24 protein-coding genes are annotated in these 26,847 nt (G+C 69.3%); 8 read left to right on the top strand and 16 right to left on the bottom strand.

Annotated features, from left to right (window positions below; translation table 11 throughout):
* Window positions 1-36: 36 nt before the first annotated feature.
* Window positions 37-2,331, bottom strand: coding sequence for a phosphoribosylformylglycinamidine synthase subunit PurL (gene purL / locus ACH49X_RS26910; RefSeq protein WP_195078158.1), 2,295 nt, complete (start codon window positions 2,329-2,331; stop codon window positions 37-39).
* A 170-nt stretch (window positions 2,332-2,501) separates the two neighbouring features.
* On the opposite strand from purL, the gene ACH49X_RS26915 reads away from it, so the two are divergent.
* Window positions 2,502-3,815 (top strand): glycosyltransferase 87 family protein, encoded by a 1,314-nt coding sequence (locus ACH49X_RS26915; RefSeq protein ID WP_357206590.1) that lies wholly within the window; start codon window positions 2,502-2,504, stop codon window positions 3,813-3,815.
* Here the strand turns inward: ACH49X_RS26915 and ACH49X_RS26920 are convergent.
* Together ACH49X_RS26920 and ACH49X_RS26925 are read right to left on the bottom strand one after the other, a co-directional pair.
* Window positions 3,764-5,062 carry a M18 family aminopeptidase gene (locus tag ACH49X_RS26920; RefSeq protein ID WP_357110151.1) on the bottom strand — a complete coding sequence of 433 codons (1,299 nt, stop codon included), beginning with the start codon at window positions 5,060-5,062 and terminating at the stop codon, window positions 3,764-3,766. The two genes, ACH49X_RS26915 and ACH49X_RS26920, sit on opposite strands and share 52 nt — an antisense overlap.
* A 227-nt stretch (window positions 5,063-5,289) precedes the next feature.
* Complete coding sequence (locus ACH49X_RS26925; protein ID WP_323124121.1) at window positions 5,290-5,814, bottom strand: MarR family transcriptional regulator; 525 nt, start codon at window positions 5,812-5,814, stop codon at window positions 5,290-5,292.
* Between ACH49X_RS26925 and ACH49X_RS26930 the strand changes: the two genes are divergently transcribed.
* Window positions 5,813-6,847, top strand: coding sequence for a substrate-binding domain-containing protein (locus ACH49X_RS26930; protein ID WP_357206592.1), 1,035 nt, complete (start codon window positions 5,813-5,815; stop codon window positions 6,845-6,847). The two genes, ACH49X_RS26925 and ACH49X_RS26930, sit on opposite strands and share 2 nt — an antisense overlap.
* A 16-nt stretch (window positions 6,848-6,863) precedes the next feature.
* Here ACH49X_RS26930 and purQ read toward each other — a convergent pair whose 3' ends face one another.
* Both purQ and purS read right to left on the bottom strand, forming a co-directional pair.
* Entirely contained in the window at window positions 6,864-7,541 is a 678-nt protein-coding gene (purQ, locus tag ACH49X_RS26935; RefSeq protein WP_067795109.1) for a phosphoribosylformylglycinamidine synthase subunit PurQ, read from the bottom strand.
* On the bottom strand, window positions 7,538-7,774 hold the full coding sequence (purS, locus tag ACH49X_RS26940) for a phosphoribosylformylglycinamidine synthase subunit PurS (RefSeq protein ID WP_195078153.1): 237 nt from the start codon (window positions 7,772-7,774) through the stop codon (window positions 7,538-7,540). The genes purQ and purS overlap by 4 nt, the downstream gene beginning before the upstream one ends.
* 130 nt (window positions 7,775-7,904) lie before the next feature.
* Here purS and ACH49X_RS26945 point away from each other — a divergent pair, with 130 nt between their 5' ends.
* Entirely contained in the window at window positions 7,905-8,549 is a 645-nt protein-coding gene (locus ACH49X_RS26945; protein ID WP_195078152.1) for an MBL fold metallo-hydrolase, read from the top strand.
* 2 nt (window positions 8,550-8,551) lie between these two features.
* Here ACH49X_RS26945 and ACH49X_RS26950 read toward each other — a convergent pair whose 3' ends face one another.
* Window positions 8,552-9,907, bottom strand: coding sequence for a dipeptidase (locus tag ACH49X_RS26950; protein WP_357110162.1), 1,356 nt, complete (start codon window positions 9,905-9,907; stop codon window positions 8,552-8,554).
* A 181-nt stretch (window positions 9,908-10,088) separates the two neighbouring features.
* On the opposite strand from ACH49X_RS26950, the gene ACH49X_RS26955 reads away from it, so the two are divergent.
* Complete coding sequence (locus ACH49X_RS26955; RefSeq protein ID WP_357206594.1) at window positions 10,089-11,480, top strand: glutamate decarboxylase; 1,392 nt, start codon at window positions 10,089-10,091, stop codon at window positions 11,478-11,480.
* A 120-nt stretch (window positions 11,481-11,600) separates the two neighbouring features.
* Here the strand turns inward: ACH49X_RS26955 and ACH49X_RS26960 are convergent, their stop codons facing one another.
* The 3 genes from ACH49X_RS26960 to ACH49X_RS26970 all read right to left on the bottom strand — a co-directional run bounded on the left by ACH49X_RS26960 (window position 11,601) and on the right by ACH49X_RS26970 (window position 14,986).
* Window positions 11,601-12,302, bottom strand: coding sequence for a DUF2334 domain-containing protein (locus tag ACH49X_RS26960; protein WP_357206596.1), 702 nt, complete (start codon window positions 12,300-12,302; stop codon window positions 11,601-11,603).
* Between the two features lie 133 nt (window positions 12,303-12,435).
* On the bottom strand, window positions 12,436-14,604 hold the full coding sequence (locus ACH49X_RS26965) for a S9 family peptidase (RefSeq protein WP_357206598.1): 2,169 nt from the start codon (window positions 14,602-14,604) through the stop codon (window positions 12,436-12,438).
* 10 nt (window positions 14,605-14,614) lie between these two features.
* Window positions 14,615-14,986, bottom strand: coding sequence for a MerR family transcriptional regulator (locus tag ACH49X_RS26970; RefSeq protein ID WP_357206600.1), 372 nt, complete (start codon window positions 14,984-14,986; stop codon window positions 14,615-14,617).
* 46 nt (window positions 14,987-15,032) lie between these two features.
* Between ACH49X_RS26970 and ACH49X_RS26975 the strand changes: the two genes are divergently transcribed.
* The gene (locus ACH49X_RS26975; RefSeq protein ID WP_357110174.1) at window positions 15,033-16,121 is read left to right on the top strand and encodes an alkene reductase; all 1,089 of its coding nucleotides are present in this window, start codon (window positions 15,033-15,035) and stop codon (window positions 16,119-16,121) included.
* A 227-nt stretch (window positions 16,122-16,348) separates the two neighbouring features.
* On the opposite strand, the gene ACH49X_RS26980 is transcribed toward ACH49X_RS26975, so the two are convergent.
* The 5 genes from ACH49X_RS26980 to ACH49X_RS27000 form a co-directional block, all read right to left on the bottom strand.
* Window positions 16,349-16,771 (bottom strand): HIT family protein, encoded by a 423-nt coding sequence (locus ACH49X_RS26980; protein ID WP_195078145.1) that lies wholly within the window; start codon window positions 16,769-16,771, stop codon window positions 16,349-16,351.
* Between the two features lie 151 nt (window positions 16,772-16,922).
* Complete coding sequence (locus ACH49X_RS26985) at window positions 16,923-17,459, bottom strand: hypothetical protein (protein ID WP_350903555.1); 537 nt, start codon at window positions 17,457-17,459, stop codon at window positions 16,923-16,925.
* A 64-nt stretch (window positions 17,460-17,523) separates the two neighbouring features.
* The gene (purB, locus tag ACH49X_RS26990) at window positions 17,524-18,945 is read right to left on the bottom strand and encodes an adenylosuccinate lyase (RefSeq protein WP_195078144.1); all 1,422 of its coding nucleotides are present in this window, start codon (window positions 18,943-18,945) and stop codon (window positions 17,524-17,526) included.
* Window positions 18,946-18,951: 6 nt separating this feature from the next.
* Window positions 18,952-19,650: a TetR family transcriptional regulator gene (locus ACH49X_RS26995; RefSeq protein ID WP_323124119.1), complete on the bottom strand. Its 699-nt coding sequence runs from the start codon at window positions 19,648-19,650 to the stop codon at window positions 18,952-18,954.
* A gap of 128 nt (window positions 19,651-19,778) precedes the next feature.
* Window positions 19,779-20,945, bottom strand: coding sequence for a pyridoxal phosphate-dependent aminotransferase (locus tag ACH49X_RS27000; protein WP_195078143.1), 1,167 nt, complete (start codon window positions 20,943-20,945; stop codon window positions 19,779-19,781).
* A 53-nt stretch (window positions 20,946-20,998) separates the two neighbouring features.
* Between ACH49X_RS27000 and ACH49X_RS27005 the strand changes: the two genes are divergently transcribed.
* Window positions 20,999-21,964 (top strand): M23 family metallopeptidase, encoded by a 966-nt coding sequence (locus tag ACH49X_RS27005; RefSeq protein WP_357110182.1) that lies wholly within the window; start codon window positions 20,999-21,001, stop codon window positions 21,962-21,964.
* A 42-nt stretch (window positions 21,965-22,006) separates the two neighbouring features.
* Here ACH49X_RS27005 and purD read toward each other — a convergent pair whose 3' ends face one another.
* Window positions 22,007-23,278, bottom strand: a complete 1,272-nt coding sequence (gene purD, locus ACH49X_RS27010; RefSeq protein WP_195078141.1) for a phosphoribosylamine--glycine ligase — start codon at window positions 23,276-23,278, stop codon at window positions 22,007-22,009.
* A gap of 181 nt (window positions 23,279-23,459) precedes the next feature.
* Between purD and ACH49X_RS27015 the strand changes: the two genes are divergently transcribed.
* Window positions 23,460-23,837 carry a PH domain-containing protein gene (locus tag ACH49X_RS27015; RefSeq protein WP_067795076.1) on the top strand — a complete coding sequence of 126 codons (378 nt, stop codon included), beginning with the start codon at window positions 23,460-23,462 and terminating at the stop codon, window positions 23,835-23,837.
* A 40-nt stretch (window positions 23,838-23,877) separates the two neighbouring features.
* Complete coding sequence (locus ACH49X_RS27020; protein ID WP_195078140.1) at window positions 23,878-24,303, top strand: HIT family protein; 426 nt, start codon at window positions 23,878-23,880, stop codon at window positions 24,301-24,303.
* Here the strand turns inward: ACH49X_RS27020 and ACH49X_RS27025 are convergent.
* On the bottom strand, window positions 24,300-26,009 hold the full coding sequence (locus ACH49X_RS27025; RefSeq protein ID WP_357206602.1) for a glycoside hydrolase domain-containing protein: 1,710 nt from the start codon (window positions 26,007-26,009) through the stop codon (window positions 24,300-24,302). The two genes, ACH49X_RS27020 and ACH49X_RS27025, sit on opposite strands and share 4 nt — an antisense overlap.
* Window positions 26,010-26,847: the final 838 nt, after the last annotated feature.

Here is a 26,847-nt window from a genome sequence, read left to right on the forward strand (position 1 = left end):
AACGAGGGGTCCAGGCCCGCCCAGGTGGGCGTTTCGTCAGACGGTTCCCGCGCCGAACAGCCTCGGGAGCGTACCTTCGTGCGCGGCCCGCAACTCGTCCATGGTGATCGAGAACTGGCCCTGCACCTCGACCGAGTCGGAGCCCTGGTCGACCACGCCGATGCGCACCCACGGCAGTTCGCGAGCGGTGCACATGCGGGTGAACCTGGTCTCCTCCGAGCGGGGAACGGCGACGAGCACGCGGCCCGCCGACTCGGAGAACAGCGTGACGAACGGGTCGGCGTCCTCGGGAAGCAAGATGCGGCAACCGGTCTCACCGGCGAGCGCCGCTTCGACGACGGCCTGGGCCAGACCGCCCTCGGACAGGTCGTGCGCGGCGCTGATCATGCCGTCGCGCGAACCGGCGGTCAGCACTTCGGCGAGCAACTGCTCGCGGGCGAAATCGACCTTCGGCGGGACGCCGCCCAGGTGGTCGTGCGCCACCTGCGACCAGATCGACCCGCCGAACTCGTCACGGGTCTCGCCGAGCAGGATCAACGTCTCGCCCGGCTCCAGGCCGATGCCGGTCGGGATGCGACGGTGCACGTCATCGATCACGCCGAGCACGCCGACCACCGGGGTCGGCAGGATCGCGGTCTGGCCGGTCTGGTTGTAGAAGCTGACGTTTCCGCCGGTGACCGGGATGCCGAGCGCGACGCAGCCGTCGGCCAGGCCGCGCACGGCCTGCTGGAACTGCCACATCACGCCCGGGTCCTCCGGCGAACCGAAGTTCAGGCAGTTGGTGACCGCCTTCGGCGTAGCACCGGTGCTGGCCACGTTGCGGTAGGCCTCGGCCAGCGCCAGCTGCGCGCCCGCGTAGGGGTCGAGCTTGGTGTAGCGGCCGGAGGCGTCGGTGGCCAGCGCGATGCCGCGGCCGGTCTCCTCATCGATCCGGATGACGCCCGCGTCGGCCTGATCGGCGAGCACCGTGTTGCCGCGGACGTAGCGGTCGTACTGCTCGGTGATCCACTTGCGGCTGCACAACTGCGGGCTGGAGATCATCTGCAGCAGCGTGGCGCGCAGTTCGTCGGCGGTCTTCGGCCGGGCGAGCCGGTCGGGGGTGTCGGCGATCAGGGCGTCCTGCTCGTCGGGGCGCGCGACCGGGCGCTCGTAGACCGGGCCCTCGTGCGCGACGGTGCGCGGCGGCACGTCGACCACGGTCTCGCCGTGCCAGGTGACCACCAGCCGGTCACCGTCGGTGACCTCGCCGATCACCGTGGCCAGCACGTCCCACTTGCGGCACACGGCCATGAACGCGTCCACGTTCTCCGGGGTGACCACCGCGCACATGCGCTCCTGCGACTCGCTGGAGAGCACCTCGGCGGGCGTCATATTGGCCGCGCGCAGCGGCACCTTGTCCAGCTCGATGCGCATGCCGCCGTCCCCGGCCGCCGCGAGTTCGGAAGTGGCGCAGGACAATCCGGCGCCGCCGAGGTCCTGGATGCCGACCACCAGCTTCGCCGCGTACAGCTCGAGACAGCACTCGATGAGCACCTTCTCGGTGAACGGGTCGCCCACCTGCACCGAGGGCAGCTTCTTGCGGCCGGAGCCGGATTCATCGCCGGAGAAGGTGTCCGAGGCGAGCACCGAGACGCCGCCGATGCCGTCGAGGCCGGTACGCGCGCCGAACAGCACGATCTTGTTGCCGGTGCCGGAGGCGAAGGCCAGATGCAGGTCCTCGACCCGCATGACGCCGGCGCACAGCGCGTTCACCAGGGGGTTGCCCTGGTAGGAGGCGTCGAACACGGTCTCGCCGCCGATGTTCGGCAGGCCGAGCGAGTTGCCGTACCCGCCGACGCCGCGCACCACGCCGTCCACCACGCGCCGGGTGTCGGCCGCGTCCGCCGCGCCGAAGCGCAGCTGGTCCATCACCGCGATCGGGCGCGCGCCCATCGCCATGATGTCGCGCACGATGCCGCCGACGCCGGTGGCCGCGCCCTGGTACGGCTCCACGTAGGAGGGGTGGTTGTGGCTTTCCACCTTGAAGGTGACCGCCCAGCCGTCACCGACGTCGACGACGCCCGCGTTCTCGCCGATGCCGGCGAGCATGGACGCGCGCATCTCGTCGGTGGTGGTCTGGCCGAAGTAGCGCAGGTGCACCTTGGAGGACTTGTAGGAGCAGTGTTCGCTCCACATCACCGAGTACATCGCCAGCTCGGCGTCGGTCGGCCTGCGACCGAGGATTTCCTTGATGCGGGCGTACTCGTCGTCTTTGAGGCCGAGTTCTTTGTAGGGTTGCGGCACGTCGGGGTTTGCTGCGGCTGCGCTGACGGTGTCGACCTGCGGAGTCACGGAGTACCAGGGTCCTTTCGGCCGGGCATGGGGGTCGGCAAGCCGGCGGAGCCGGCGGGGTGGGCAAGCTCAGCGAAGCGACGAGCGTGTCACTGGGCGGCGGGCGGAATGCCTGGGTGCAAGTTTAGAGGCACTGGGTACCGGCCATGCGCACCGGCTACTCTGAGCCGGTGAACGAAGGATCGGGGGTCGCGAATCCGGGTGAGAGATCGGTCACCTCGACCGCAGCGCCGACCGGAGGCGGCGGATCGGGGACCACACCCGCTGACGCGTTGCCGAACCCGCGCGCGCCGCAAGTACGCTGGCTGATTGCTGCCATCGCGTTGTTCGCGGTGTCCGCGCTCGTCTCGCTGCTGGCGCACTGGTGGCACGGCTACATCGACCTCCAGGTCTATCGCAACGGCGCCCGGGTCTGGCTGGACGGCGGCGATCTGTACGGCCCGATGCCGCCGGTCGAAGGGATCGGGCTGCCTTTCACCTATCCGCCCCTGGCCGCGTTGTTCTTCGCGCCGCTCGCCCTGATGCCGCTGGTCGCCGCCGAGGTGCTGGTGGTCGTCACCAACGTGGCCAGCCTCGGCATCTCGCTGTGGCTGGTGCTGACTCGCCTGCGGCCCGGGCTGTCGCGTCCGATGCTGCTCACGCTGGTCATCGGCGCGGTCGCGGTGGCGCAGTTCTTCGAACCCGTCCGCCAGACCTTCGGCTTCGGCCAGATCAACCTGGTGCTGATGGCCGCGATCACGCTGGACTGCCTGGTGCGCAAGCCGTTCTGGCCGCGCGGCATGCTGATCGGCATCGCGGTGTCGGTGAAGCTGATCCCGGCCGGGTATCTGCTCTACTTCGTGCTGCGCAAAGACTGGAAAGCCGCGGGTACGCTGGTGCTCTCCGCGATCGCGGCGGTGGGCCTCGGATTCCTGCTGTTCCCCGGCGATTCCGTGGACTACTGGTTCCACACCCTCGCCGACACCGGCCGGATCGGACCTCCGTACTTCGCGGGCAACCAGTCCATCAAAGGCATGGCGTTCCGCCTCGGCGTCGACGACACAGCGGCCACCCTGCTGTGGATCACCCTGTCGGTCCTGGCCGTGGCGCTGGCCGCGGTGTGGATGCGCAGGCTGATCGACGCCGGCGCCACCGTGGCGGCGCTGCTGGTGAATGCCGCCACGGTGCTGCTGGTCTCGCCGGTGTCCTGGTCGCACCACTGGGTGTGGATCGCGCCGGCGCTGGTCGTCACCGCTGACCTCATGGTGCGCGGCACGCGCAGCCCTCGGATGATCGGCGTGGTGGCGGTGGCCGCCGTGCTGTTCCTGATCGGTCCGCACTGGCTGCTGCCGCACTCGCACGACCGCGAGCTGGGCTGGGCCTGGTGGCAGCAGATCATCGGAAGCAACTACGTCCTCGCCACTTTCGCCGTGTTCGTCGTGGCGGTGTTCACCTACCGGCCGGTGACTTCCGGCGTGAGGAAGGCCGCCAGCGCGGCGGCGTAGGCGGGAACGTCGAACGCCCCCATCAGTTCGCGCGCCGAATGCATCGCCAGCTGCGGCGCGCCGACGTCGACGGTCGGCATGCCGGTGCGCGCCGCGGTCATCGGCCCGATGGTGGAGCCGCAGGGCAGGTCGGCGCGATGTACATAGCGCTGCAACGGGACCGCGGCCTGCGCGCACGCCAGCGCGAACGCGCCCGCGCCGGTGGCGTCGGTGGCGTAGCGCAGATTCTGGTTGACCTTCAGCACCGGCCCGCCGTTGACCTCGATCCGGTGCGCGGGTTCGTGCCGCTCCGGATAGTTCGGGTGCGTCGCGTGCGCCATGTCGCCGGACGCGCACACCGAACCGGCCAGAGCGGCCAGGTAATCGGCGCGGCCGCCGCCGCGCGCGAGCACGATGCGTTCCAGCACCGCGGGCAGCAGATCGGATTGCGCGCCGCGATCGGACTGACTGCCGACCTCCTCGTGGTCGAACATGGCCAGCACCGGGACCGCCGCGCCCGGCTCATCGATCGCGGCGAGAAACGCCTGCAAGCCCGCGAAACAGGTGCCCTGGTTGTCCAGACGCGGCGCGCTGACCAGGTCCTGGTCCCGCCCGATCAGCCTGCTCGGCGTGAGGTCGTGGGTCATCAGCTCCCAGCCGAGCACATCGCCCGGATCGACCTCGGCCCAGTCGGCCACGAAATCGATGAAGGCAGCCGCCTCGTACCCCGCGCCCCACACCGCGTTGACATGCCGCTGCGGATCCAGCGTGACACCCTTGCGGTCCTCGGACAGATGGATGGCCAGTTGCGGCACCCGCAGGATCGGCTCATCGATGCGAACCAGGCGCTCGCGCACCGTGTTTCCGTCCCGCACGCTCAGCCGCCCGGAAACACCCAGCTCCCGGTCGAGCCACGAGTTCAGCCACGCGCCGCCGTAGGGCTCGAGCCCGACCAGCTGCCAGCCCGCCGACGTCAGGTCGGGATGCTGTTTGACCCGCAGGTTGGGACTGTCGGTGTGCGCTCCGACCACGCGGAACGGGGTCGCGCCCTCGGTGTCCCCCGCCGCCCAGGCGACCAGCGAGCCACCACGAACCACGTAATGCCTGCCCGTGCTCTGCGCAGGCCAGGTCTGCGACTCGGCGAGCCGGGTGAACCCCCGCGCGTCCAATTCCGCGGCGACCGTGCGGCAGACGTGGAACGGCGACGGGGACGCATCGATGAACGCGCACAGCCCGGCGGCCGTGGCTGCGGTGGTGGAGACGGGCATGCCTGCGATCCTAGGCAAGCGTGACGTGGCCGGCGTGTCCCGGTCGCCGGGACCGCGCGGCGAATACCGGCCGAAACGGTGTGACTATGCCGTCGCAGCCGCACGAAGATCAACACGAGGCGCCTGCCGATTCGACCCGCGACATAAGGGCAAGAATGGTCTGGCATCCGATCACGAATCGGATGTTCGCGGCATTCATCGGACGAATGTCCGGTACGCGAGAGTATTTACTCCGAGGCGATGGAAACCAGGTCGAGCAATCGCATGAGTTCGGTATATCGGCGCGCGCCGATTCGCCCGCGCAACTCCTGCTCGGCGCGCGCTTCCTCCGCGCGCACCTCGGCGACCAGATCGGCGCCGAGCCTGCTGAGACCGATCAGGATGCGGCGCCGATCGTCCTGGGCGGCGAGCCGGAAGATCAGGCCGCGCTCGGCCAGATAGTCGGCATGCCTGGTGGCCGAGGAGGGCGCGAGCTGCGATTTGGCCGCCAGTTCTGTCATCGTGATGCCCGCGTCGCCACACAGGTTCGACAGCATCGACCACTGATCCGGCGACAGCTGCCTGGCGCACAGCGCCGCGTCCAGGTGCCGTACCCAACCGCGCTCCGCGGCACGCAGCGCGCCATGCAGCGTCGAATTTCCGCTTACAATGGACGTCATTATTTCCCGCCTGCCGTGAATTCCGCTCGAACGAGAAGAAGAGTACCGAATGTCGACGTCGATCGAGAGCCCCGACGGCACGATCGAGGTCATGAACATAGTTCCGCGGCAGGGACCCGGCGGTATCGTCGCACCGTCCTGCGATGCGGCCATATCGCTCGCGGTCGAGGAAATCAACCAGGGCCTGGGAATTCTGGGGCGGGAAATTCGTACTACGAATATCGACGGAGGGCGACCGCCGCACCAGGTGGCCGCTGAGGTCTCCGCCCTGCTGGCCACCGGCATGGTGCACGCGATCACCGGCTGGCACACCTCCGCGGTGCGCCGAGCGGTGGCGCGAGCCGGTGCGGGACGGGTGCCGTACCTGTACGCCACCAGCCACGAGGGCATGACCGACGAACTGCCCGGCGTGCTGATGGTCGGCGAGCACCCGGCCGGGCAGACCGTGGCCGCCGTGCACTGGCTCGAACGCGAGTACGGCGTGCGGCGCTGGGCCGTCATCGGCAACGACTACATCTGGCCGCGCCGGTCCGCCCGGGCGATTCGGGCGAGCCTGGCCGATCCGGCCGCGATCGTGCTGGAACGGTATGTCCCGCTGGGGTACGCGGACTTTTCGGACTTTCTCGCTCACCCTGCCCTGGACCTGGCCGACGCGGTGGTGATCCTGATGGTCGGCGCCGACGTCGCCCGCTTCAACCGGCAGTACGCGGCCGGTGGCCGCGACACGGGGCAACTGCGGCTGAGCCCGGCCGCCGACGAGAACGTGTTGCTGGCGGCGGGCGCGGAGGCCAACCACGACTTCTTCGTGGCGTCCAGCTTCTTCCTGGACGAGCGCGTACCCGACGCGCGCGACCGGATGACCCGCTACCGCGCGCGGCACGGCGCGTTCGCCCCCGCGCTGACCAGCTTCAGCAACGCCACCTACGAAGCCATCCACACCCTCGGCGCGCTCGCGCGGACGGTCGGGTCACTGCAAGTGCCGGAGATCCTCGGCGCGCTCGATCACGGCCTGTACCTGGAAACCCCGTCCGGAATCCGGGGTTTCCGAGGCAACCAGGCGATTCAGCACGGCTACGTGGCCCGGGCGAACGGCGTGGACTTCGAGATCATCGACCGCATCAGCTGAATCGGCGCCGGGACGATCAGACCCCTACGAGCGTGTCCAGCACCGAGAGGAACAGGCCGAGCCCGTCGTCGCTGGGGCCGGTCAGCGGCTCGGTGGCGTGTTCGGGGTGCGGCATCAGACCGACGACGCGACCGTTGGCCGACGCGATGCCCGCGATGCGACGCTGCGAGCCGTTCGGGTTGTCGCTCGCGTAGCGGAAGACCACCCGGCCCTCGCCCTCGAGCTGGTCGAGCACCGCCTCCGAGGCCTGATAGCGCCCCTCGCCGGACTTGAGCGGAACGAGGATCTGCGCGCCCGGCTCGAAGCGGGAGGTCCACGCGGTCGACACCGATTCCACGGTGAGCCACTCATCGCGGCAGATGAAGTGCAGCCCCTCGTTGCGGGTCAGCGCGCCGGGCAGCAACCCGGCCTCGCACAGCACCTGGAAACCGTTGCAGATGCCGAGCACCGGCAGCCCGGAACCCGCCGCGCGCACGACCTCGCCCATCACCGGGGCGAAGCGCGCGATGGCGCCCGCGCGCAGGTAGTCGCCGTAGGAGAAGCCGCCGGGCACGATCACCGCGTCGACGCCCTTCAGGTCGGCGTCGGCATGCCACAGGCTCACCGCCTCGGCGCCCGCCAAGCGCACCGCCCTGGCCGCGTCGATGTCGTCGAGCGTGCCGGGGAACGTGATGACCCCGATGCGCGCGGTCATGAGACGCGAACCACCTTCCACTCCTCGATCACCGTGTTGCACAACAGCGATTCGGCGATCTGCTCGAGCGCCGCGTCGTCGACGCTGTCATCGACGTCGAGTTCGAATCGCTTGCCCTGCCGCACGTCCGAGATGCCCTCGAATCCCAGGCGGGGGAGTGCGCCGACGATGGCCTGCCCCTGCGGATCCAGGATCTCGGCCTTCGGCATCACCTCGACCACGACTCGTGCCACGCGTTGCTCCTCATGTGGTTGGGGGGTTACCTCAGCAGCGTAGTTGTGCTGGTCGCCTGCGTCATCCGCGGGGTCGGCCGAGACCGCGCGCTGTCGCGGAGAACACACCCGGCGTGGCTAGCATGACGGCATGCGCATAGCCCACTTCGGTCATTCCTGCCTTCTCGTCGAGCTGCACGGCAAGAAGATCCTGTTCGATCCGGGCACCTTCTCGCACGGCTTCGAGGGCCTCACCGGCCTGGACGCGATCGCGGTCACCCATCAGCATCCCGATCACATCGACCCGAACCGGATCGAGGCGCTGATCGACGCGAACCCCGGCGCGCGCTTGCTGTCGGACCCACAGACCGCCGAGCAGCGCGGCGAGCGGTGGGAAGCGGTGCACGCGGGCAACGTGCTCACTCTCGGCGATCTCCGCATCACCGGCGGCGGTGGCAGGCACGCCGTCATCCATCCGGAGATCCCCGTGATCGACAACACCGTCTTCCAGTTGGGCACCGCCGAGGACCCGGCACAGCTCGTGCACCCCGGCGACTCGCTGTGGGTGCCGCCGGTGCCGGTGGGCGTGCTCGCCGCTCCGGCCGCCGCGCCCTGGATGCGGGTCAGCGAAGCCGTCGATTACCTGCGCGCGGTGGCTCCGCGTGTCGCGCTGCCCATCCACTACGGCATCATCCGGGATGAGGCGCAGGGCATCTATTTCGGCAGGCTGTCGGAGATGGCCCCGGCCGGAACCGAATTCCGCGTGCTCGGGCCGGAGAGCGACACCGATCTGTAGCGCTACCCGGCGTAGGTGGCGAGGAAGATCGCCTCGGCCAGCGCCATGTGTTCGATCTCCTTCGGATCCACGCTCTCGTTGGGCGCGTGGATCAAGGACTTCGGCTCCTCGACACCCATCAGCATGATCTCCGCGTCCGGGTAGGTGGTGGCGAAGACGTTGCACAGCGGGATCGACCCGCCCTGCCCCTGGGTCGTCGCCGGGCGTCCATAGGACGCGGCGAGCGCCGCTTCCATCGCGGCGCGCGCCGGGCCGCCCGTCGAGGACCGGAAAGGCGCTCCGGCGCCTTCCAGTTCGACGGTCAGCTCGGCACGCCACGGGGTGTGCGCCTCCAGATGCGCGACGAGCGCCCGGTACGCGGCATCCGGGTCGGTGCCCGGCGGGATGCGCAGATTGAGGCGGGCGCGCGCGGTCGCGGGGATCGCGGCGGCCGATCCCACCACCGGAGGGGCATCGATGCCGAGCACCGTCAGCGCAGGCCGGGCCCACAGCATGTCGGCGACGGTGCCGTCGCCGACGAGTTCCACTCCGCGCAGAACGCGCGCGTCGGCATGGAACTGCTCGCTCGGATACTGGACGCCGGGCCAGACCTGATCGTTCGGCAGCCCATCGATGGTGGTGTTGCCCCGCTCGTCGCGCAGCGAGGCCAGCAGGCGGATCAGCGCGGCCAGCGCGTCGGGCGCCGGACCGCCGAACATGCCGGAATGCAGAGGGCTGGCGAGGGTTTCGACAGTGACCACCACGTTCACGCCGCCGCGCAACGTCTGGGTCAAGGTCGGCACGCCCGCGGCGAAGTTGCCGCAATCGCCGACCACGATCGCGTCCGCGCGCAGCAGGTCCGGATGGGCCTCGACGAAACGCTCGAGTCCACCGGTGCTCTGCTCCTCGGAGCCCTCCGCGACGACGGTGACGCCAAGCGGCAGATCCGGGCCCAGCGCCCGCAACGCCGTCAGGTGCATGACGATGTTGCCCTTGCAGTCGGCGCTGCCGCGTCCGTACCAGCGCCCGTCGCGCTCGGTCAGTTCCCACGGCGGGGTGCGCCACGCCGCCTCGTCCATCGGAGGCTGCACGTCATAGTGACAGTAGAGCAACACCGTGGGCGCGCCGGCGGGGGCGGGCCGGGACGCCACGACCGCCTTGGTGCCGTCCGGCGTTTCGTGCAGGCCGACCGTGGTGAGTCCGGCGGCGGCGAACGCGTCGGCCACCCACTGCGCCGCCATGTCGCACTCCTCGATCGGATACTGCCGCGGATCGGCCACCGACCGGAACGAAACCAGCTGTGCCAAATCGGTTTTCGCCTGTTCCATCAATCCGGCCACCGCACCGCGCAATTCCGCCACCCGCACATCCTCCGCCATTCCCCCACCCTATCCCCGGCCCTCGGGCACAGTTCGCACCGCCGGGCGGGTGTCCACGCGGAAGCGCGTAGTGCGTCGAATGGCGGAATGGGTGTGCCAAGCTGAGCGTCGAGGGTGTTGGCAAACTGTCGGCATTCTCGGCAGGCACGCCCGCACACCGTCGAATCGGGAGGCCGTTGACATGTCCGAAGCAGCCGATGACCTGTTCGCCCTGCCGGGGCTCAGCCGGTCCGCGCCGCGGGCCGGATTCCCCGCGCACGAGATGTTCCCGCAGGTCGCCTACGAAATCGTGCACGACGAACTGATGCTCGACGGCGTCTCCAGGATGAACCTGGCCACGTTCTGCACCACCTGGGTGGACGACCAGGCGCGCAGGCTGATGTCCGAGTGCCTGGACAAGAACATCGTGGACAAGGACGAGTACCCGCAGACCGCCGAGCTCGAGCGCAGGGCCGTCCGGATGGTCGCCGATCTGTGGCACGCGCCGGACCCTGCCGCCACGCACGGCACCTCGACCATCGGGTCCAGCGAGGCGGCCATGCTCGGCGGCTTGGCGGCGAAATTCCGCTGGCGCAAGCGCGGCGGCACCGGGACGCCCAACTTCGTCTGCGGGCCGGTTCAGGTGTGCTGGGAGAAGTTCGCGCGCTACTTCGATGTCGAGATCCGCCAGATCCCGCTGCGCGGCGACCGGCTCACCATGCACCCCGACGACCTCGCGGAATTCTGCGACGTGAACACCATGATGGTCGTGCCGACCTTCGGCCAGACCTACACCGGGTTGTTCGAGGACGTCGACGGGATCAGCGCCGCGCTCGACGCGTTGCAGCGCGACAAAGGCCTGGACATCCCCATCCACGTCGACGCGGCCAGCGGCGGCTTCCTCGCCCCGTTCGCGGCACCGGATCTGGTGTGGGATTTCCGGCTGCCCAGGGTGAAGTCGATCAACGCCTCCGGCCACAAGACCGGGCTGGCCCCGCTCGGCGCGGGCTGGGCGATCTGGCGCGAAGCCGCCGACCTGCCGCGGGAGCTGATCTTCGACGTCGACTACCTCGGCGGCAGCATGGCCACCTTCAACCTCAATTTCTCCAGGCCGGGCGGGCAGGCGATCACGCAGTACTACCAGTTCATCCGGCTGGGGCGCACCGGTTACGCGCGGGTGCAGTCCGCGATCTACCGCGCGGCGCAGCACTTGGCCGCCGGCCTGCGCGGGCTCGGGGTCTTCGAGCTGATCCACGACGGCGATCCGCAGCGCGGCATCACGGCGGTGTGCTGGCGGCTGACCGGCGATCCCGGCTTCAACCTCTACGACCTGTCCGACCGGCTGCGCTCCCGAGGCTGGCTGATCGCCGCCTACCCGCTGCCCGCCGACCGAAACGACGAGACAGTGATGCGCGCGGTGCTGCGCCACGGCTTCACCATCGACATGGCCGACCTGCTGCTCGCCGATCTCGACCGCTGTATGGATCAGCTGCGGCAGCGGCCGTTCGCCACCTCGCTCACCCGTGCGGAGGCGGGCGGCTTCACCCACGACGCGGCGCCCGCCGTGGCGGAGACGACGATCGCCGCGTCCTGATCATGACAGCGCCGCCGCCCGGCTACGCCATTCGCGGGCGGCGGCGCCGATCGGTCGCGCCACAGCGGTCCCGACCGGCCGCGGGCGACGGAGCCGACCCGCCCCCGCCCGCGGCGTCAGTCATGCGGCCCGAGCCGCCCGGAAGGGCTCCCACCGGTAGGTGGCGCCGGTCGCGCCGTGGAACAGGGCGAGGTCGACGGCGTCGAGCATGGCTTGACGCGGGCCGGACCGCCCCAGCTGGGCGGCCGAAACGGCCAGGCGAAGCACGCCGCCGCGACGGGCGGTGCGCGCGGCGCCCATGACCAAGGCGCGGCACCACCACGGTTCCGCGCGGAAGCCTTCGCCGATGCCGTACACCCTCGCCTTCTGCGCCGTGTTGCGCTCCAGGTCGATGATCGAGGTGAGGCCGAGCGCCAACCGGAAACCGGCATCGGGCAGCGCGTCCAGCGCACCCGCCGAGGCATCCCAGCGCGGGGCGGCGAACAGCCGGGTGCGCAGGTCGGCCTGCTCGAGCACCCGGTCGGCGGCGGTCAACCGCAGCCGCGCCTCGTGTCCGGGCAGCGTGGCGAACTCGGCGCGCCGCCGCTTGGTGGCCGCCTGGTCGTAGCCGTGCAGCACGATCGCGTCGCCCTTGGCCCGCCTGCCGCGCAGCCATGCCTGCGTCGCCGGGTCCTCGAGCAGCCGGTATTTGCCCTTCAACCGTGGCGCGACCAGCAGCGAGAGCGGCACGCCGCGCCGATCCATCTGTTCGGCGAATTCGATCGCCAGGTCCCGGGTGGTGTCCCTGATCCCGGAGACCGACACGATCAGCTCAGCGTTCATGACCCCACGGTGCCAGCCGCACGTGTCCGTGATGTGCAGACTGTATGACCAGGTGGCGAACACTGCGCCACAGCTGCGTCGAGCGGTCGCCCCGCGCTCGGCGCGCCGCCGCCACCAGCGGCGCGCCGGTGCGTCACGCGTCGGCGAGACCGACCGTGTCCAGCACCCAGGCGTGCTCGAAGGCCACTTCCCGCCATTTCTCGTAGCGCCCGCTGACCCCGCCGTGGCCCGCGCTCATCTCCGTCTTCAGCAACAGCGGCGCGTCCCCGGTCGCGGTGGCGCGCAACTTGGCGATCCACTTCGCCGGCTCGACGTAGAGCACGCGGGTGTCGTTCAGGCTGGTGATGGCCAGGATCGCCGGATAGTCCTTGGCCTCGACGTTCTCGTACGGCGAGTAGGACTTCATGTACGCGTAGACGTCCTTGTCGGCCAGGGGGTTACCCCACTCGTCCCACTCGATCACGGTCAGCGGGAGCGACGGATCGAGGATCGAGGTGAGCGGATCGACGAAGGGGACGTTCGCCAGGATGCCCGTGAACAGCTCGGGAGCCAGGTTCGCCACCGCGCCGACCAGCAGGCCGCCCGCGCTGCCGCCGTCGGCGACCATCCGGTCCGGGGCGGTGACCCCGGTGTCGACCAGATGCCGTGCGGCGGCGACGAAGTCGGTGAAGGTGTTCTTCTTGGTGAGCGTCTTGCCGTGCTCGTACCAGAGCCTGCCCATCTCGCCGCCGCCGCGCACGTGCGCGACGGCGAAGACCATGCCGCGATCCAGCAGCGACAATCGGGCAACCGAGAAGGACGGGTCGATGCTCGCCTCGTAGGAGCCGTAGCCGTACAGCAGCAGCGGCTTCGGCCCGTCGGCGGTCGTCTTCTTCCGCACGAGCGAGATCGGGATCCGGGTGCCGTCCTCGGTCACGGCCCAATCCCGGTGCTGCTCGTACTCGTCGGCGTCGTAACCGCCGAGCACCGGCTGTTCTTTGCGCAGCAGCAGCTCTCCGGTGGCGGGAACGTAGTCGAAGACCTGCATCGGGGTGATGAAGGAGGTCAGGCCGATGCGCAAGGTCGGCTGGGCCCACTCCGGGTTGGAGCCGGTGCCGACCGCGAAGAGTTCCAGATCGAACTCAAGTTCGCGCCGCTCGCCGTAGCCGGAGGCGGTCAGCGGCCACACCGCGATCCGGGTGAGCGCCTCGCGCCGGTAGCTGAGCACCAGGTGGTCGCGGAACGCGTCGATGTCCTCGAGCCGCACGTCGTCGCGATGGCCGATCAGCTGGGTGAGGTTCGACGGGTCGTCCACCGGCGCCTCGGCGAGCACGAAGTTCTCCGCCTTGACGCCGTCGACCACGTCGTTGTGCAGGATCAGGAACCGGTCCCGCCCGCCGATCACCGCGTGCTCGGCGGAGTACTCGACGCCCTCGCGGCGCGGCAGCAGTACCCGGAACTCGCCCTCGGGATCGTCGGACTCGAGCACCCAGCCCTCGCTGGTGATCTTGGAGCCGACCCAGATCATCAGATATTTCTCCGAGCGGGTCGCACCGATGCTCACCCAGTAGCGCTCGTCGGGTTCGTGGAACACCTTGACGTCGGGATCGGTGCTGCCGAGCCGGTGGCGCCACACCGTGTCGGGCCGCCACGACTCGTCCACGGTCTGGTAGAAGACATGGCTACCGTCCAGCGACCAGGTCGCGCCGGGAGCGGCGCCCGCGATCTCGTCGCCGAGCAGTTCGCCGGTGCGCAGATCCTTGAAGCGCAGCACGTAGCGCTCGTCGCCGACGTTGTCCACCGAGTAGGCCAGCAGCGTGCCGTCGTGGCTGATCGAGAACGCGCCGAGCGCGAAGAAGTCGTGTCCCTCGGCCAGCTCGTTGCTGTCGAGCAGCACCTCTTCGCCCGGGACCTCGGTCTCGGCGTCCAGCTGCGGCGGCGTCCACGCGTCGATGCCTTCGGCCTCGGCGTCGATCGGGCACCGGCAGTGCACACCGTATTGCTTGCCCTCGAAGCTGCGCGAGTAGTACCAGTAGTCGCCCAGCCGGGTCGGCACCGACAGATCGGTCTCCTGCGTGCGCGCCTTGATCTCGTCGAAGATCGTCTCGCGCAGCGTGCTCAGGTGCGCGGTCTGCGCCTCGGTGTAGGCGTTCTCCGCCTCGAGGTAGGCGATGACGTCGGGGTTGTCCTTGTCCCGCAGCCACTCGTACTCGTCGACGAACACGTCGCCGTGGTGCACCCGCTCGGTGGGCACCTGCTTGGCGACCGGCGGCGCCACCGCGCCGCTACCGGGTTCGGAGATCGTTCCGCTGTCGAGAGCCATGGCGTCCACCCTACTGTTCGGCCGCCTCGCCGCCCGCCGCACGGATGATGCCGTCGAGCACGTCACCGGTGCGGCGCAGATCGCGCATCGCCTGATCGATCCTGGCTCGTTCCTCGGTGAGCTTTTCCACCAGGAACGGCGTGGCCATGGCGTTGGGCGTGCCGTCGACGTCGTTGATGCACGGCAGCAGTTCCCCGATCGTGTCGCTGCGCAGGCCCGCGGCGAACATCTCCTGGATGCGCAGGACCCGCTCGACCGCCGCCTCCGCGTACTCGCGCTGCCCGCCGGAGGACCGCTGCGAACTCAGCAGGCCCTTGGTCTCGTAGTACCGCAGCGACCGGACGCTCACGCCGGTCCGCTGGGCCAGTTCACCGATCCGCATCTTCACTCCTTGACCTAACATCGATGTCAGGTTTTACGGTACAGCCATGCTGCTTCTGACCGAATACCGCAACCACCCGCTCGACCTGCCCAACCGGATCGTCATGGCGCCCATGACCCGGCTGCGCTCGCTGCCCGACGGGTCCCCGACCAGCGATGTCGCCGACTACTACGCCCAGCGCGCGACCGCGGGACTGATCGTCACCGAGGGCATCTGGCCGCATTCGACCGGCCAGAGCGAAGCGTGGGTGCCGGGCTTGCAGACGCAGGCGCACGTCGCGGCGTGGCGCCGGGTCACCGAGGCGGTGCACGCACGCGGCGGACGGATCTTCGCGCAACTCATGCACGGCGGACGCAAGGGTCACCCGCTCGCCCGGATCGACGGATCCTGGCCGGCCGGACCGTCGGCGGTGCTCGACGACGACCGGGTGCATCTGATCGACGGCGGCAAGGCCGATCCGATCACTCCCGCCGCGCTCGATCGCGCCGGTATCGAGGCCGCGATCGGGCACTACGCCGCCGCCGCGCGCAATGCCGTGGCGGCGGGCTTCGACGGCGTCGAGATCCACGCCGCCAACAGCTATCTGCCGCACCAGTTCCTGGCCGACAACACCAACCTGCGCGACGACGAGTACGGCGGTTCGATCGTCAACCGCATGCGGCTGCCCCTCGCGGTGGTGGACGCGGTGACCGGGGCGATCGGTTCGCACCGCACCGCCATCCGGCTCTCGCCGGGCAATCCCCAGTTCAACATGTACGAAGCCGACCCGGCCCCGCTCTACCGCGCGCTCGTCGCCGAACTGGACGCGCGCGACCTCGCCTACCTGCACCTCACCGACAACGATCGCTACCCCGCGCTGCGCGATCTACGCCCGCGCTGGCACGGCACGCTCATCGCGAATATCGGCGAGAACCGCGAGCCGACCACGGCGGCGGGCGCGGAAGAGGTGCTGCGCGCCGGACACGCCGACTTGGTCTCGTTCGGCAGGGCGTTCATCGCCAATCCCGATCTGGTGCATCGCATCCGGTACGACCTGCCCCTCGCCCCCATTCGCGAGGAGTTCCTGTACGGCCGCACTGCCGAGGGGTACAGCGACTACCCCAACTGGACGGCGGCCCAACTGGTGGGGGACTGACTCGTCGCCAAGTCCTGCGAATACCCGAGAGGCCGAGCCCTCTCGTGGGCACCGAGCGGTCGTCACCCGGCTGCCCGGCTTCCAGCGGATCGGAAGATGACGAATGCTCGGCTGTGGCACCGCAGCCGAGCGTTTCGCGGAGGCCCTCTCCGCGATCGACGCCGCCCAGCGCGATGACCGGCGACGACAAACGAGAGCCGACAAGAGCACGCAACCCGGCGGCGAGCTCAGTCGCCCAGCGCGCCCCGGATCGAGGCGGCGAGGTAGTCCAGATCCTCCCGCCGCGGACTGGTCGGGCGGCCGCGTAAACCGAACCCGTCGCCCGGCGTACGCGGGATGACGTGCAGGTGCACGTGGAAGACCTCCTGCCCGGCCGTCACCCCGTCCGCCAGAAAGAAATTCACCCCGTCGCAGCCGACCTCGCTGGTCCGCAACGCCGCCGCGAGCCGCTGCCCCACCTGGAACAGCTTCCCCCCGACCTCCGGATCCAGCTCCGCCAGACTGCGCGCCGCCACCTTCGGCACCACCAGCAGATGCCCCGGCGTCATCGGCCGAATGTCCATGAACGCCAGGACATCGTCATCCTCATAGACCTTGCTCGACGGCGCCCGCCCGGCAACGATATCGGCGAAAATCGTGTAGGGATTCACGACCGGCAGCCTATGCGGTCTCCGGTCGCGGCGATGCCGGGTAATGGATAGCCCGGACACCACCGGTGCGGTACCATCGAATCAGCTCCTGGCAGTAGCTGGGAGAAGTGGACCCGGCTCCTCTCCGGACGGTGAGCAGTCGGGTTTCGCGCTATCTGGAGTGGTTGTCGACATCGATGACGTCGACAACCAAGGAAGCCACCAGTGGCCGCCAAACCCCACCGGCGCCGAACGCCCAGGCTACGGCGTCAGGCCACCATAGTCCCGGCTCAGTGTGCGGCGGCAGATGCAGGTACGGCAGTTCCGCCGAAGCCTTACGAAGCGCTGCGGCGATGCAATTGCGATCGCGATGGTCCAGGCTCTCGCGCGATTCGATAACCAACCGCTCAGCCTTCAGATCCACCAGATAGGTGACCAATCGAGCCATACATTCGTCGCGAACGCGCACCTCAGCGCCTTTCCCGACGAAGACCGCGACGCGCACGCCTTCACATCGGGCCATCGTGGCGAGGATCTGCCGACGTCGTTGGTCCGGCTCCTTCGCGAAATGCCACCGGCGCTGGCCGGGCAAACACAGACCGCGGACCACCGCTCGTGCGTGCTCGAGCAGCTGGGCGGGCACGAGGGCAGCGCACAGTATGTAGCGGTCGCGGCGAATCGACTCGTCCACGAAGGCGTGAATGGGCACCGGGGGACGATACCGGCCACCAGTCGAGCCGACGAACGATTTGGCCGCGAAAGGCGCAGTCCCGCTACAGGATCGGCGACGGTGAATATCTGGCCGCGTCCGGGTAGCGGTCGACGAGTTTCTGCACCTGGCCGATGACGTCGGCGACCTGGGACTCCGCCGCGCCGACGAAGGCGGACTTGTCCGACAGCGCCGCGTCGAGGGCGGGGCGGTCCAGGGGAAGGCGCGGGTCGGCGGCGAGGCGGTCGAGCAAGTCGGGTTCGCGTCCCTGCTCGCGCATCGCGAGGGCGACCGCGACGGAGTGCTCCTTGATCACCTCGTGCGCGGTTTCACGGCCGACACCGGTCCGGACGGCCGCCATCAGGATGCGGGTGGTGGCGAGGAACGGCAGGTACCGGTCCAGTTCGCGGGCGATCACCGCCGGGTAGGCGCCGAACTCGGCCAGCACGGTGAGGAAGGTCTCCATCATCCCGTCGATGGCGAAGAACGCGTCCGGCAGCGCGACACGGCGGACCACCGAGCAGAACACGTCGCCCTCGTTCCACTGCGCTCCCGCCAGCTCGGCCGCCATCGAGGCGTAACCGCGCAGCACCACCTGCAAGCCGTTGACGCGTTCGCAGGAGCGGGTGTTCATCTTGTGCGGCATCGCCGAGCTGCCCACCTGGCCGGGCTGAAAACCCTCGGTGACCAGCTCGTGCCCGGCCATCAGCCGGATGGTGTGCGCGAACGAGGACGGACCTGCGCCCACCTGCACCAGCGTGGACAGCACATCGTGATCCAGCGAGCGCGGGTAGACCTGGCCGACGCTGGTGAGCACGGTCGCGAAACCGAGATGCCGGGCCACCTGCTGCTCCAGCCGGGCGAGCTTGGCCGGGTCGCCGCCGAGCAGGTCGAGCATGTCCTGCGCGGTGCCCATCGGGCCTTTGATCCCGCGCAGCGGGTAACGCTCGATCAGTTCACGCAGCCGGGTGAGCGCGATCAGCAATTCGTCGGCCGCGGAGGCGAACCGCTTGCCCAGCGTGGTGGCCTGCGCGGCGACATTGTGCGAGCGGCCCGCCATCACCAGCGCCTGGTATTCGGCGGCGCGCTCGGCCAGTCGCGCGGCGATCGCCACGCCGTGCGCGTGCACGTGCTCGAGCGAGAGCCGGATCTGCAGCTGCTCCACGTTCTCGGTGAGGTCGCGGCTGGTCATGCCCTTGTGCACGTGCTCGTGCCCGGCCAGCGCGTTGAACTCCTCGATGCGCGCCTTCACATCGTGCCGGGTCACCCGCTCGCGTTCGGCGATGGAGGACAGGTCCACCTCGTCGAGCACGCGCTCGTAGTCGGCGATGACCCCCTCCGGCACCTCGACGCCCAGCTCCGCCTGCGCCCGCAGCACCTCCAGCCACAGCCGTCGCTCCAGTACGACCTTGTGCTCCGGCGACCACAGGTGCACCAGCTCCGGGCTGGCGTAACGGGTGGCGAGGACATTGGGGACGATGCTCACGTCCGGTCAGTCTAGTGCTCGGTAACGATCCACTTGCTGGGGCGTGGCACGGACGGGACCGTCCGTGCCCGCGTAGGCCGCCGCCTCCGGGGCCGCCGACCGCGCGGGCGGGGCCACGATGTCGATCACTTCCAGCAGCGCGCCGCGGGCCATCCGCCGCGGTTCCGGGTCCATCTCGGTGAGCGCGGCGACCACGGCTCCGTCCACCACCGCGACCAGCCGGCGCAGCTGTTCCGGCCGCACCATCCGGTCGGATCGGCGCAGCACGTCGGCCAGCAGCTCGTCCAGCTGGGCCCGCAGCCGTAGCTGGACTTCGCGCAGCTCAGGGTGCCGCGCCGAAGCGACCGAACGCTCGTAGCGTGCGATGAGTTGCCCGCGCGCGCCTTCGTCGGCCCCGTCGCTGCCCACCAGAAGGTCGAGCACCAGGTCGACCGTGGCCTCCGCGCCGCGGCGGCGGTGGCTCACCTCGCCGACCCGCCTGCGCATCGCGTCCAGCTCGGCATTGCCGCTGAACTCGACGGCCCGAGCGATGAGGTCGTCCAAGGATTCGAAATAGTAGGTGGTCGACGCCAGAGGCAGATCAGCGCGCGTCGCAACCGAACGATGCCGCACCGCCTCGAAACCGCCTTCGAGCAACAGCTCGGCAGCGGCGGCTATCAAAGCCTGGCGACGCCGTTCGCCTTTCGGGGTCGTCGCGGTGATCACCGTGCCATCGTGCCAGTCGTCATCAGTTCTTCCAGGGGAAATCAGCGAGGAAAAGCAACCATCGTTGTTTTACCGCATCCGCGCGGCCAGGGTGCCGAACTGCGAAAAGTTCTTGCCGGACAGGGCTTTCAAACGCCTAGATAGTGCCCTAGACGCAGCAGCGCCGCCTCGATGTCGGCGGTGGCTCCGGCAAACGAGAAACGAACCGTCCGGTGTCCGTTGACGGTGTCGAAATCCACCCCCGGAGCGAGCGCGACGCCGGTGTGGTTCAGCACGTCGGCGCACCAGGCGCGGGAGTCGTCGGTGAGGTGGCCGATATCGGCGTAGGCGTAAAAGGCGCCGTCGGCGGGGGCGAGGTCGGTGATGCCCAGTTTCGGCAGGCCGTCCAGCAGCAACCGCCGGTTCTCCGCGTACCGCCGCACGTGCCCGTCGAGTTCTTCCTTGGCCTCAGCGCCGAACGCGTGCAGCGCCGCGTACTGCGAGATCGCCGGCGGGCACACGGTCAGGTTGGAGGCCAGCCGTTGCAGCGCGGGGCGCAGGCCGCTCGGCACCAGCATCCAGCCCAGCCGCCAGCCCGTCATGGAGAAGTATTTGGAGACCGAGCCGATCACCACCGCTTCCCGCGAGGTCTCCCAGGCCGACGAGGTGGCGCTGTCGGGGCCCGTGTCGTAGGTGATGCCGTGGTAGATCTCGTCGGAGATCAGCAGCGTGCCGTGCTCCTCGCACCAGCGGGCCAGCGCGGCGAGCTCCGCCGGGGCGATCATGGTGCCGGTGGGGTTGGCGGGGCTGGCCACCACCAGGCCGGCGGGCGGCTCGGGAAGCGCCTCGAGCATGGCGACGGTGGGCTGGAACCTGGTCTGCGCGCCGCAGTCGAGTTCCAGCACGCGGCAGCCGAGCGCGGCGAGGGTGTTGCGGTAGGCCGGATACCCGGGACGCGCCACCACGACGGTGTCGCCCGGGTCGAACGCGGCGAGGAAGATCAGCGAGAACGCGCCGGACGAGCCGGTGGTCACGACCACGTCGTCCGGGTGGACCTGGTAACCGTAGGTTTCCCGATGGTGTTGTGCGATCGCTTCCCGAATCGCCAGAATGCCGAAAGTCTCCGTGTAACCGAGCAATTCGGACCCGATGGCCAGTTGAGTCGCGCGCAGGACGGGCGCGGGCGCAGGCGTCGACGGCTGCCCCGCCGCGAGCACGAGCACATCGCCGTGGGTCCGGGCGCGTTCCGCGGCGGCTTTCCACACATCCATCACGTAGAAAGGTGGAATGGTCGACCGGCGAGATTCTCTGGACACTCGACAGACGGTAGAGCACGCTTCGCCGCACAGTCGCGGTTATGGTCTACCCGATGCTCGATAAGTCTCGACGAGACGGACTCGACCGAGTGCGCGGAGTGGCCGGTATCGGCGTCATTCCGCGCGATTGGCGTGCGGGCTTGCCGCGCCGGTCCCGGCGGCGGCTTTTCGGCGATGGCGGCCGGTTCGATCCGCGCCGGCTGCGGGCCTGGTGGCAGCGCAGGCCGGACCCGCGCGACCTGTGGCGGCGCAAACCCACCGGCGAGGAGTTGCTGGCGCTGGCGCGCAAGCACAAGGTGCTGCTGGGCGGGCTCGCGGCGACCGCGATGTTCGCCGCGGGCGACATGTCCTTCGCCGGGACGGTCACCGATCGCACGCCCGCACCGGACCGCGCCCAGCGCGTCGCCGTCGCCTATCCCCCGCAGATGCAGAACACCCCGCCTTCGGTGACCAGGTTGCTGAACGCGATCGCCAACGGTGAGCGGCTGCGCGAGCAGGCGGTGGTCGCGGCCGCAGCGCGCGCGACGCTCGAACGCGCGAAGGCCGAGGCGGCCGCCGCCGTGGCCGGTGAGCGGCAGCCGTGGATGACCGGAACCGCGCCGGTGCAGCCCGGGGCGACGCTGCCGGGCGGCCACGGCTTCGCGCTGCCCGCCCACGGCGTCTTCACCTCCGGCTTCGGGTCACGCTGGGGAACGTTCCACAACGGCATCGACATCGCGGGCCCGATCGGCACCCCGATCTACGCGGTCGCCGACGGCACCGTCATCGACGCCGGACCGGCGCAGGGCTTCGGCCTGTGGGTGCGGATCCGCCACGACGACGGCAGCATCACCGTCTACGGGCACATGTACGACTTCTTCGTCTCGGTCGGCGAGCGGGTGCCAGCGGGCATGCAGATCGCCCGCATGGGCAACCGCGGCGACTCGACCGGGCCGCACCTGCACTTCGAGGTGATCGCCGGCGGACAACACGTCGACCCGCAGCAATGGCTGGCGGTGCGCGGACTCACGTTCGGCTGAGCCCGCGACGCGCCGGGCGGCTCAGGGGAATCGAGCCGCGGCTCAGACCTCGATGCGGTTCTCCACGGCGGCCAGGCCGATGTCGGTGCGGTAGTGGCTGCCGGGCAGTTTGATCGCGGCGATGCGGTCGTAGGCGCGGGCGCGGGCTTCGGCGAGGTCGGCGCCGACGCCCACCACGTTCAGCACCCGTCCGCCCGCGGAGACCAGCGCGCCGTCCTCGCGCTGCGCGGTGCCCGCGTGCAGCACCGTGGCGTTCTCGTCGGACGCGCCCTCGCCAGCGCCGGAGATCGCGTCGCCGAGACGCGGACGCCCCGGGTAGTTCTCCGCGGCGAGCACCACGGTGATGGCGGAGCCGTCGCGCCAGCGCGGCGGGGCCACCTGTGCCAGCGTGCCGGTGGCGGTGGCGTACAGCAGCTCGCCGAGCGGGCTGTCCAGCAACGCCAGCACCGCCTGCGTCTCGGGATCGCCGAAGCGGCAATTGAATTCGACCACGGCGGGGCCGGCCGCGCCGATCGCCAGCCCGGCGTAGAGCAGGCCGGAGAAGCCGCTGCCGCGCCGCACCAGCTCGGCGGCAACGGGTTTCACCACGTCGTCGACGATCGCGGTGACGGTCTGCTCGGGCAGCCACGGCAGCGGCGTGTAGGCGCCCATGCCGCCGGTGTTGGGTCCGGTGTCACCGTCACCGACGCGCTTGTGATCCTGCGCGGGCAGCAGCGGAACCACCGTCTCGCCGTCGACCAGGCAGAACAGCGAGACTTCCGGTCCGTCCAAGAACGACTCCAGCAGCACCGGGTGGCCCTGCTCCAGCAGTTCGGCCCCGTGCTCGCGCGCCGCCGAGCGGTCGGCGGTCACCACCACGCCCTTGCCCGCGGCGAGTCCGTCGTCCTTCACCACCCAGGTGGGACCGAAGCGGTCGAGCGCGTCGTCCAGCTCGGCCGGGTTGTCCACCACTTCGCTGTGCGCGGTGCGCACGCCCGCCGCGGACATGACGTCCTTGGCGAAGGCTTTGGAGCCCTCGATCCGGGCGGCCGCGGCCGACGGTCCGAAGCACGGGATGCCCGCCACGCGCAGCGCGTCGGCGACGCCGAGCACCAGCGGGACTTCCGGGCCGATCACCACCAGGTCGGCATCCACCTCCGTGGCCAGCGCGACCACGTCCTCGGCGGCACACGGGTCGACCGGGCGAACCTGCGCGTGCTGCGCGATCCCGGCATTGCCTGGAGCGGCGAACAGCGCGGTCACCGCGGGGTCCCGGCGCAGGGCCAGGACGAGGGCATGTTCACGGGCTCCGGAACCGATGACGAGTACACGCACGGCAGACAGCCTAAACGAGCCGTTCGGCGGGATCGCCGCTGCCGGTGCGCGCGGAGGGGATGATGAAAGGGGACAACGGATGTGGGACGGCACCCGGCCCGCACCGACCACTGTGTCCTTTTCCGGCATGAGCGGGGGCCTGACCACTCGTGCCTCCGGAGCACCCGAAGGAAGTGCTGAAATGGGTCTGATCGACGGACTGATGGGCAACGCCGGCCGGATCGATCCGGGGCAGGCGCAACAGGAGTACGCCAAGCTCCTCGGCAACGGCGAACAGGTCTACGCGGCGTACCTGCTGGTCCGCGACGCGATGCTGTTCACGAACCGCCGCCTGATCCTCATCGACAAGCAGGGCGTCACCGGCCGCAAGGTGAGCTATCACAGCGTTCCCTATCGCGCGATCACCCACTTCTCGGTGGAGACGGCAGGCACCTTCGATCTGGACGCGGAGCTGGCCATCTGGATCTCGGGCAGCGACGAGCCGCTGCTGAAGCGGTTCAACCGGCAGGTGGACATCTACGAGGTGCAGGGCATCCTGTCGCACTTCGTCGCGGTATAGCGCGGGGCGCCTGCCGCGACTCGGGGCTACGCTGCGGGACATGGCTTCTGTCTTCAGCGCGATCATCGCCGGTCAGCTCCCGGGCCGTTTCGTCTGGGAGGACGACGAGTTCGTCGGTTTCCTCACCATCGCCCCGGTCACTCCCGGTCACACCCTCGTGGTGCCCCGCAAGGAGATCGACCAGTGGCAGGACATCGACGCGGGCACCTTCGCCCGGCTGACCGCCGTCGCCCAGAAGATCGGCCAGGCCGTGCGCGCGGCCTGGGACGCGCCGCGCGCCGGTCTGCTCATCGCCGGTCTGGAAGTGCCGCACCTGCACGTGCACGTGTTCCCGGCCTTCTCGCTGGGTGATTTCGACATCTCCGGCGCCGACCCGAACCCGAGCCCCGAGTCGCTGGACGAGGCGCAGGCCAAGATCAAGCAGGCGCTGCGCGATCTCGGCTACGGCGAAAACGTGCCCGCCTAACTCGCCACGTCGCGCAGGGGTGTGTCGACTCCGCCGACCGCGACCGTGGCCAGGGTCTGGCTGGGGGTCCAGTAGATCCGGCCATGCTCGAAGTCCTGGTAGGTCCCGGTGTCCCAGGGGATTTCGTCGGTGGCCGGCCAGCCGAGCGGTCCGTTCTCGTAACCCGAGCGGTTCCAGCGGTCGCGGATCGCGCCGTGCACCCAGCACACGTTGTCGCTCGATTGCCGCCGATAGAGCGCTCCGCCCTGGAAACCCTGCACCTCACCCGTCGGCTGACCGTCCGGCCCGTGCGTCACGGTGCGGTCGGTGATCGGATACCCGAGCGGGCCCGCCTCCCAGCCCATCGCCTCGAACTTTCCCCACAGCGTTTCCGGGATGGCGTGCGCGCCGGTATCCGGATGCCAGTAGATGTAGCCGTGTTCGAACTGGGCGAAGCGTCCCGCGCCGTCGGGCGTCGTGATCTCCCCCTGCGTGATCCGCCGGCCGAGCCACGGATTCGCCGCCGCGCAATCGTTGATCGCGTTCGGCTCCGACCCGCTCGGCTCGCCGGTGGCGAAGCCGCGCACATCGTCGGCGAACACGTCCCAGGGGAAATTCGGTCCCACGTCGGTGTGCGTGCCGATGCCGAGGCACTCGGTGACGTACTTGTGGTCGGAGATGCCCTGACGCCGCTGGTAGGGCGGTGCGATGACATACGTGTCGAACCCGTACTTGCGCGCGTCCTGCACCGCGAGCCACGCCGCGATGCGGATGTCGTCGCGGATGCGCAGCCAGTCGTCCCGGCTCCACGCGACGCGGCTGCCAGCGAAACAGAGATTGATGGTGAACGAGTTCGCGTCCAGCACCGACCAACTGGCCAGGTCGGTGTCGACCACGTCGACCACCACGCGGTCGCGGACGGTGTAGTGGTAGCTCACCCCGTTCGCCGGATTGTTGAGGTAGTTGGCCAGGCTCTCCGCCGTTCCATTGCCTTCCTGGGTGTGCAGCAGGAAGTTCTCCACGCGGGCGCCGTGGCGGCTGGACGCGGAGTCGCCCATCCGGTCCAATTCGATGTAGTCGGGCTTTTGCATTGTGCCCCCTGAATTCGGCGCCTTCGACCATTGGCCGTAGTCGTCGGCGAGAACTTTGTCGATATCCACCACGACACCGCCGACCCGGTCGGCGTCGATGCGGATCTGATGCAGGTGCGCGGCGGGATGGTCGCCGTTGATCGAGGGATCGCCGGACCAGTTGTGTTGCCAGAACCAGCTGGCGACGCCGTCCTCCAGCGCCCAGTCGATGCATCGGGCATTGCCGTACATGCCGGTCCATTCCAGACCGACCACCGACGCCCAGCCTCGGAGAAACGGCGCGATCAGCGAATTCCATTCCGCCAGCGTCGGATTTGCGTCGACCGGGGCATACAGCGGGCGCGAGCGGGGCCCACCGGCCGCGCGGTGATAATCGAGCGCGATCCGCGCGTGGTGCACCCCCGCGTCGTAACCGCCTTTCCAGTCCGACGTCTCACCCTTGCCGTACTGGTAATTGGTCACTATCTCGAGCCCGATGGCACGCAATCGGTCGCAGTATTCCCGCCGCAGCGGCTTCGCACCGAAATTCGTCCCGGGCCGGGAATCGCTGAAGTAGCCGATGACGCCCGCGTATCCGGCGTCTTTGATCGCTTGCGGCTCGATGAGCGCGGCGGAGAAGTCGATCAGCTCAGTCATCGCGCGCCCCCTGGATGGTACGAGACCGCGCAACGGCCGGCGGCAACGCGTTGTATTCGTACATCTCAGTAACTTTCGACAGATGGAGAACCCGGTACAGCTAGAGTCACCCGAATGTGCGCGAAGTATGCCGCCATGCTCTATTTGTGGCCCATCCGGTGTTTGCGCGTGATCTGAACATGCCTATCCCGAGAAATGTTTGCGCACACCAGACTACAAACAGACTCGTAGCCGGAAACATGCTCGTCGGTCGGTGCTCAGATGTGCTGCCCGTTCGCTACCAACCACCGAACTGGTCGGCCGCTTTCCCAGCCCGGCCGCGACGGGACCACGAGGACGAATTCTCCGACATATGCGCTGAATTGGATCGGCGCGCTCGACGACACGTCCCACTTCGGAACAGTTGTCCCGTGGCAGCACCGCAGCCCACGAATTCCGCAACGAAAAGCACAGGCGGTGTGCTCGCTCCGCGTCGGCCCTCGCCCGCCCGCTCGTCACGCGATCCCGCAGATCCGCTCGAAGGCTGCCGACCCGACCACATCGTCCAGCCGAACCCGAGCGAGGCCACAACTGACGGCGACTACGAAGAACCGCACCGGGGCACCCACCGAATGAAGCGGCACCCTCTCGATCAGAGACCCCGAACACCGGGCACGGCCTCTACCACTGAGCTACAGCCGCGCAGCGGCTGGATGGAGCCCCCTGTCAGGATTGAACTGACGACCGCTCGCTTACAACACCGGGCACGGCCTCTACCACTGAGCTACAGCCGCGCAGCGGCTGGATGGAGCCCCCTGTCAGGATTGAACTGACGACCGCTCGCTTACAACACCGGGCG

Source organism: Nocardia sp. NPDC019323, assembly GCF_044389845.1.
Lineage (GTDB): Bacteria > Actinomycetota > Actinomycetes > Mycobacteriales > Mycobacteriaceae > Nocardia > Nocardia implantans.

Bases quoted from the DNA above. Each gene is read 5' to 3' on its own strand.
- ACH49X_RS26930 (WP_357206592.1), top strand. From the start codon at position 5,813: ATGAACATAGTTCCGCGGCAGGGACCCGGCGGTATCGTCGCACCGTCC.
- ACH49X_RS27020 (WP_195078140.1), top strand. From the start codon at position 23,878: ATGGCTTCTGTCTTCAGCGCGATCATCGCCGGTCAGCTCCCGGGCCGT.
- ACH49X_RS26975 (WP_357110174.1), top strand. From the start codon at position 15,033: ATGCTGCTTCTGACCGAATACCGCAACCACCCGCTCGACCTGCCCAAC.
- ACH49X_RS26925 (WP_323124121.1), bottom strand. From the start codon at position 5,814: ATGACCTCGATCGTGCCGTCGGGGCTCTCGATCGACGTCGACATTCGG.
- ACH49X_RS27005 (WP_357110182.1), top strand. From the start codon at position 20,999: ATGCTCGATAAGTCTCGACGAGACGGACTCGACCGAGTGCGCGGAGTG.
- ACH49X_RS26965 (WP_357206598.1), bottom strand. From the start codon at position 14,604: ATGGCTCTCGACAGCGGAACGATCTCCGAACCCGGTAGCGGCGCGGTG.
- ACH49X_RS26950 (WP_357110162.1), bottom strand. From the start codon at position 9,907: ATGGCGGAGGATGTGCGGGTGGCGGAATTGCGCGGTGCGGTGGCCGGA.
- ACH49X_RS26920 (WP_357110151.1), bottom strand. From the start codon at position 5,062: ATGCCCGTCTCCACCACCGCAGCCACGGCCGCCGGGCTGTGCGCGTTC.
- ACH49X_RS27025 (WP_357206602.1), bottom strand. From the start codon at position 26,009: ATGACTGAGCTGATCGACTTCTCCGCCGCGCTCATCGAGCCGCAAGCG.
- purQ (WP_067795109.1), bottom strand. From the start codon at position 7,541: ATGACCGCGCGCATCGGGGTCATCACGTTCCCCGGCACGCTCGACGAC.
- ACH49X_RS26970 (WP_357206600.1), bottom strand. From the start codon at position 14,986: ATGCGGATCGGTGAACTGGCCCAGCGGACCGGCGTGAGCGTCCGGTCG.
- ACH49X_RS27015 (WP_067795076.1), top strand. From the start codon at position 23,460: ATGGGTCTGATCGACGGACTGATGGGCAACGCCGGCCGGATCGATCCG.
- ACH49X_RS26945 (WP_195078152.1), top strand. From the start codon at position 7,905: ATGCGCATAGCCCACTTCGGTCATTCCTGCCTTCTCGTCGAGCTGCAC.
- ACH49X_RS26955 (WP_357206594.1), top strand. From the start codon at position 10,089: ATGTCCGAAGCAGCCGATGACCTGTTCGCCCTGCCGGGGCTCAGCCGG.
- ACH49X_RS26960 (WP_357206596.1), bottom strand. From the start codon at position 12,302: ATGAACGCTGAGCTGATCGTGTCGGTCTCCGGGATCAGGGACACCACC.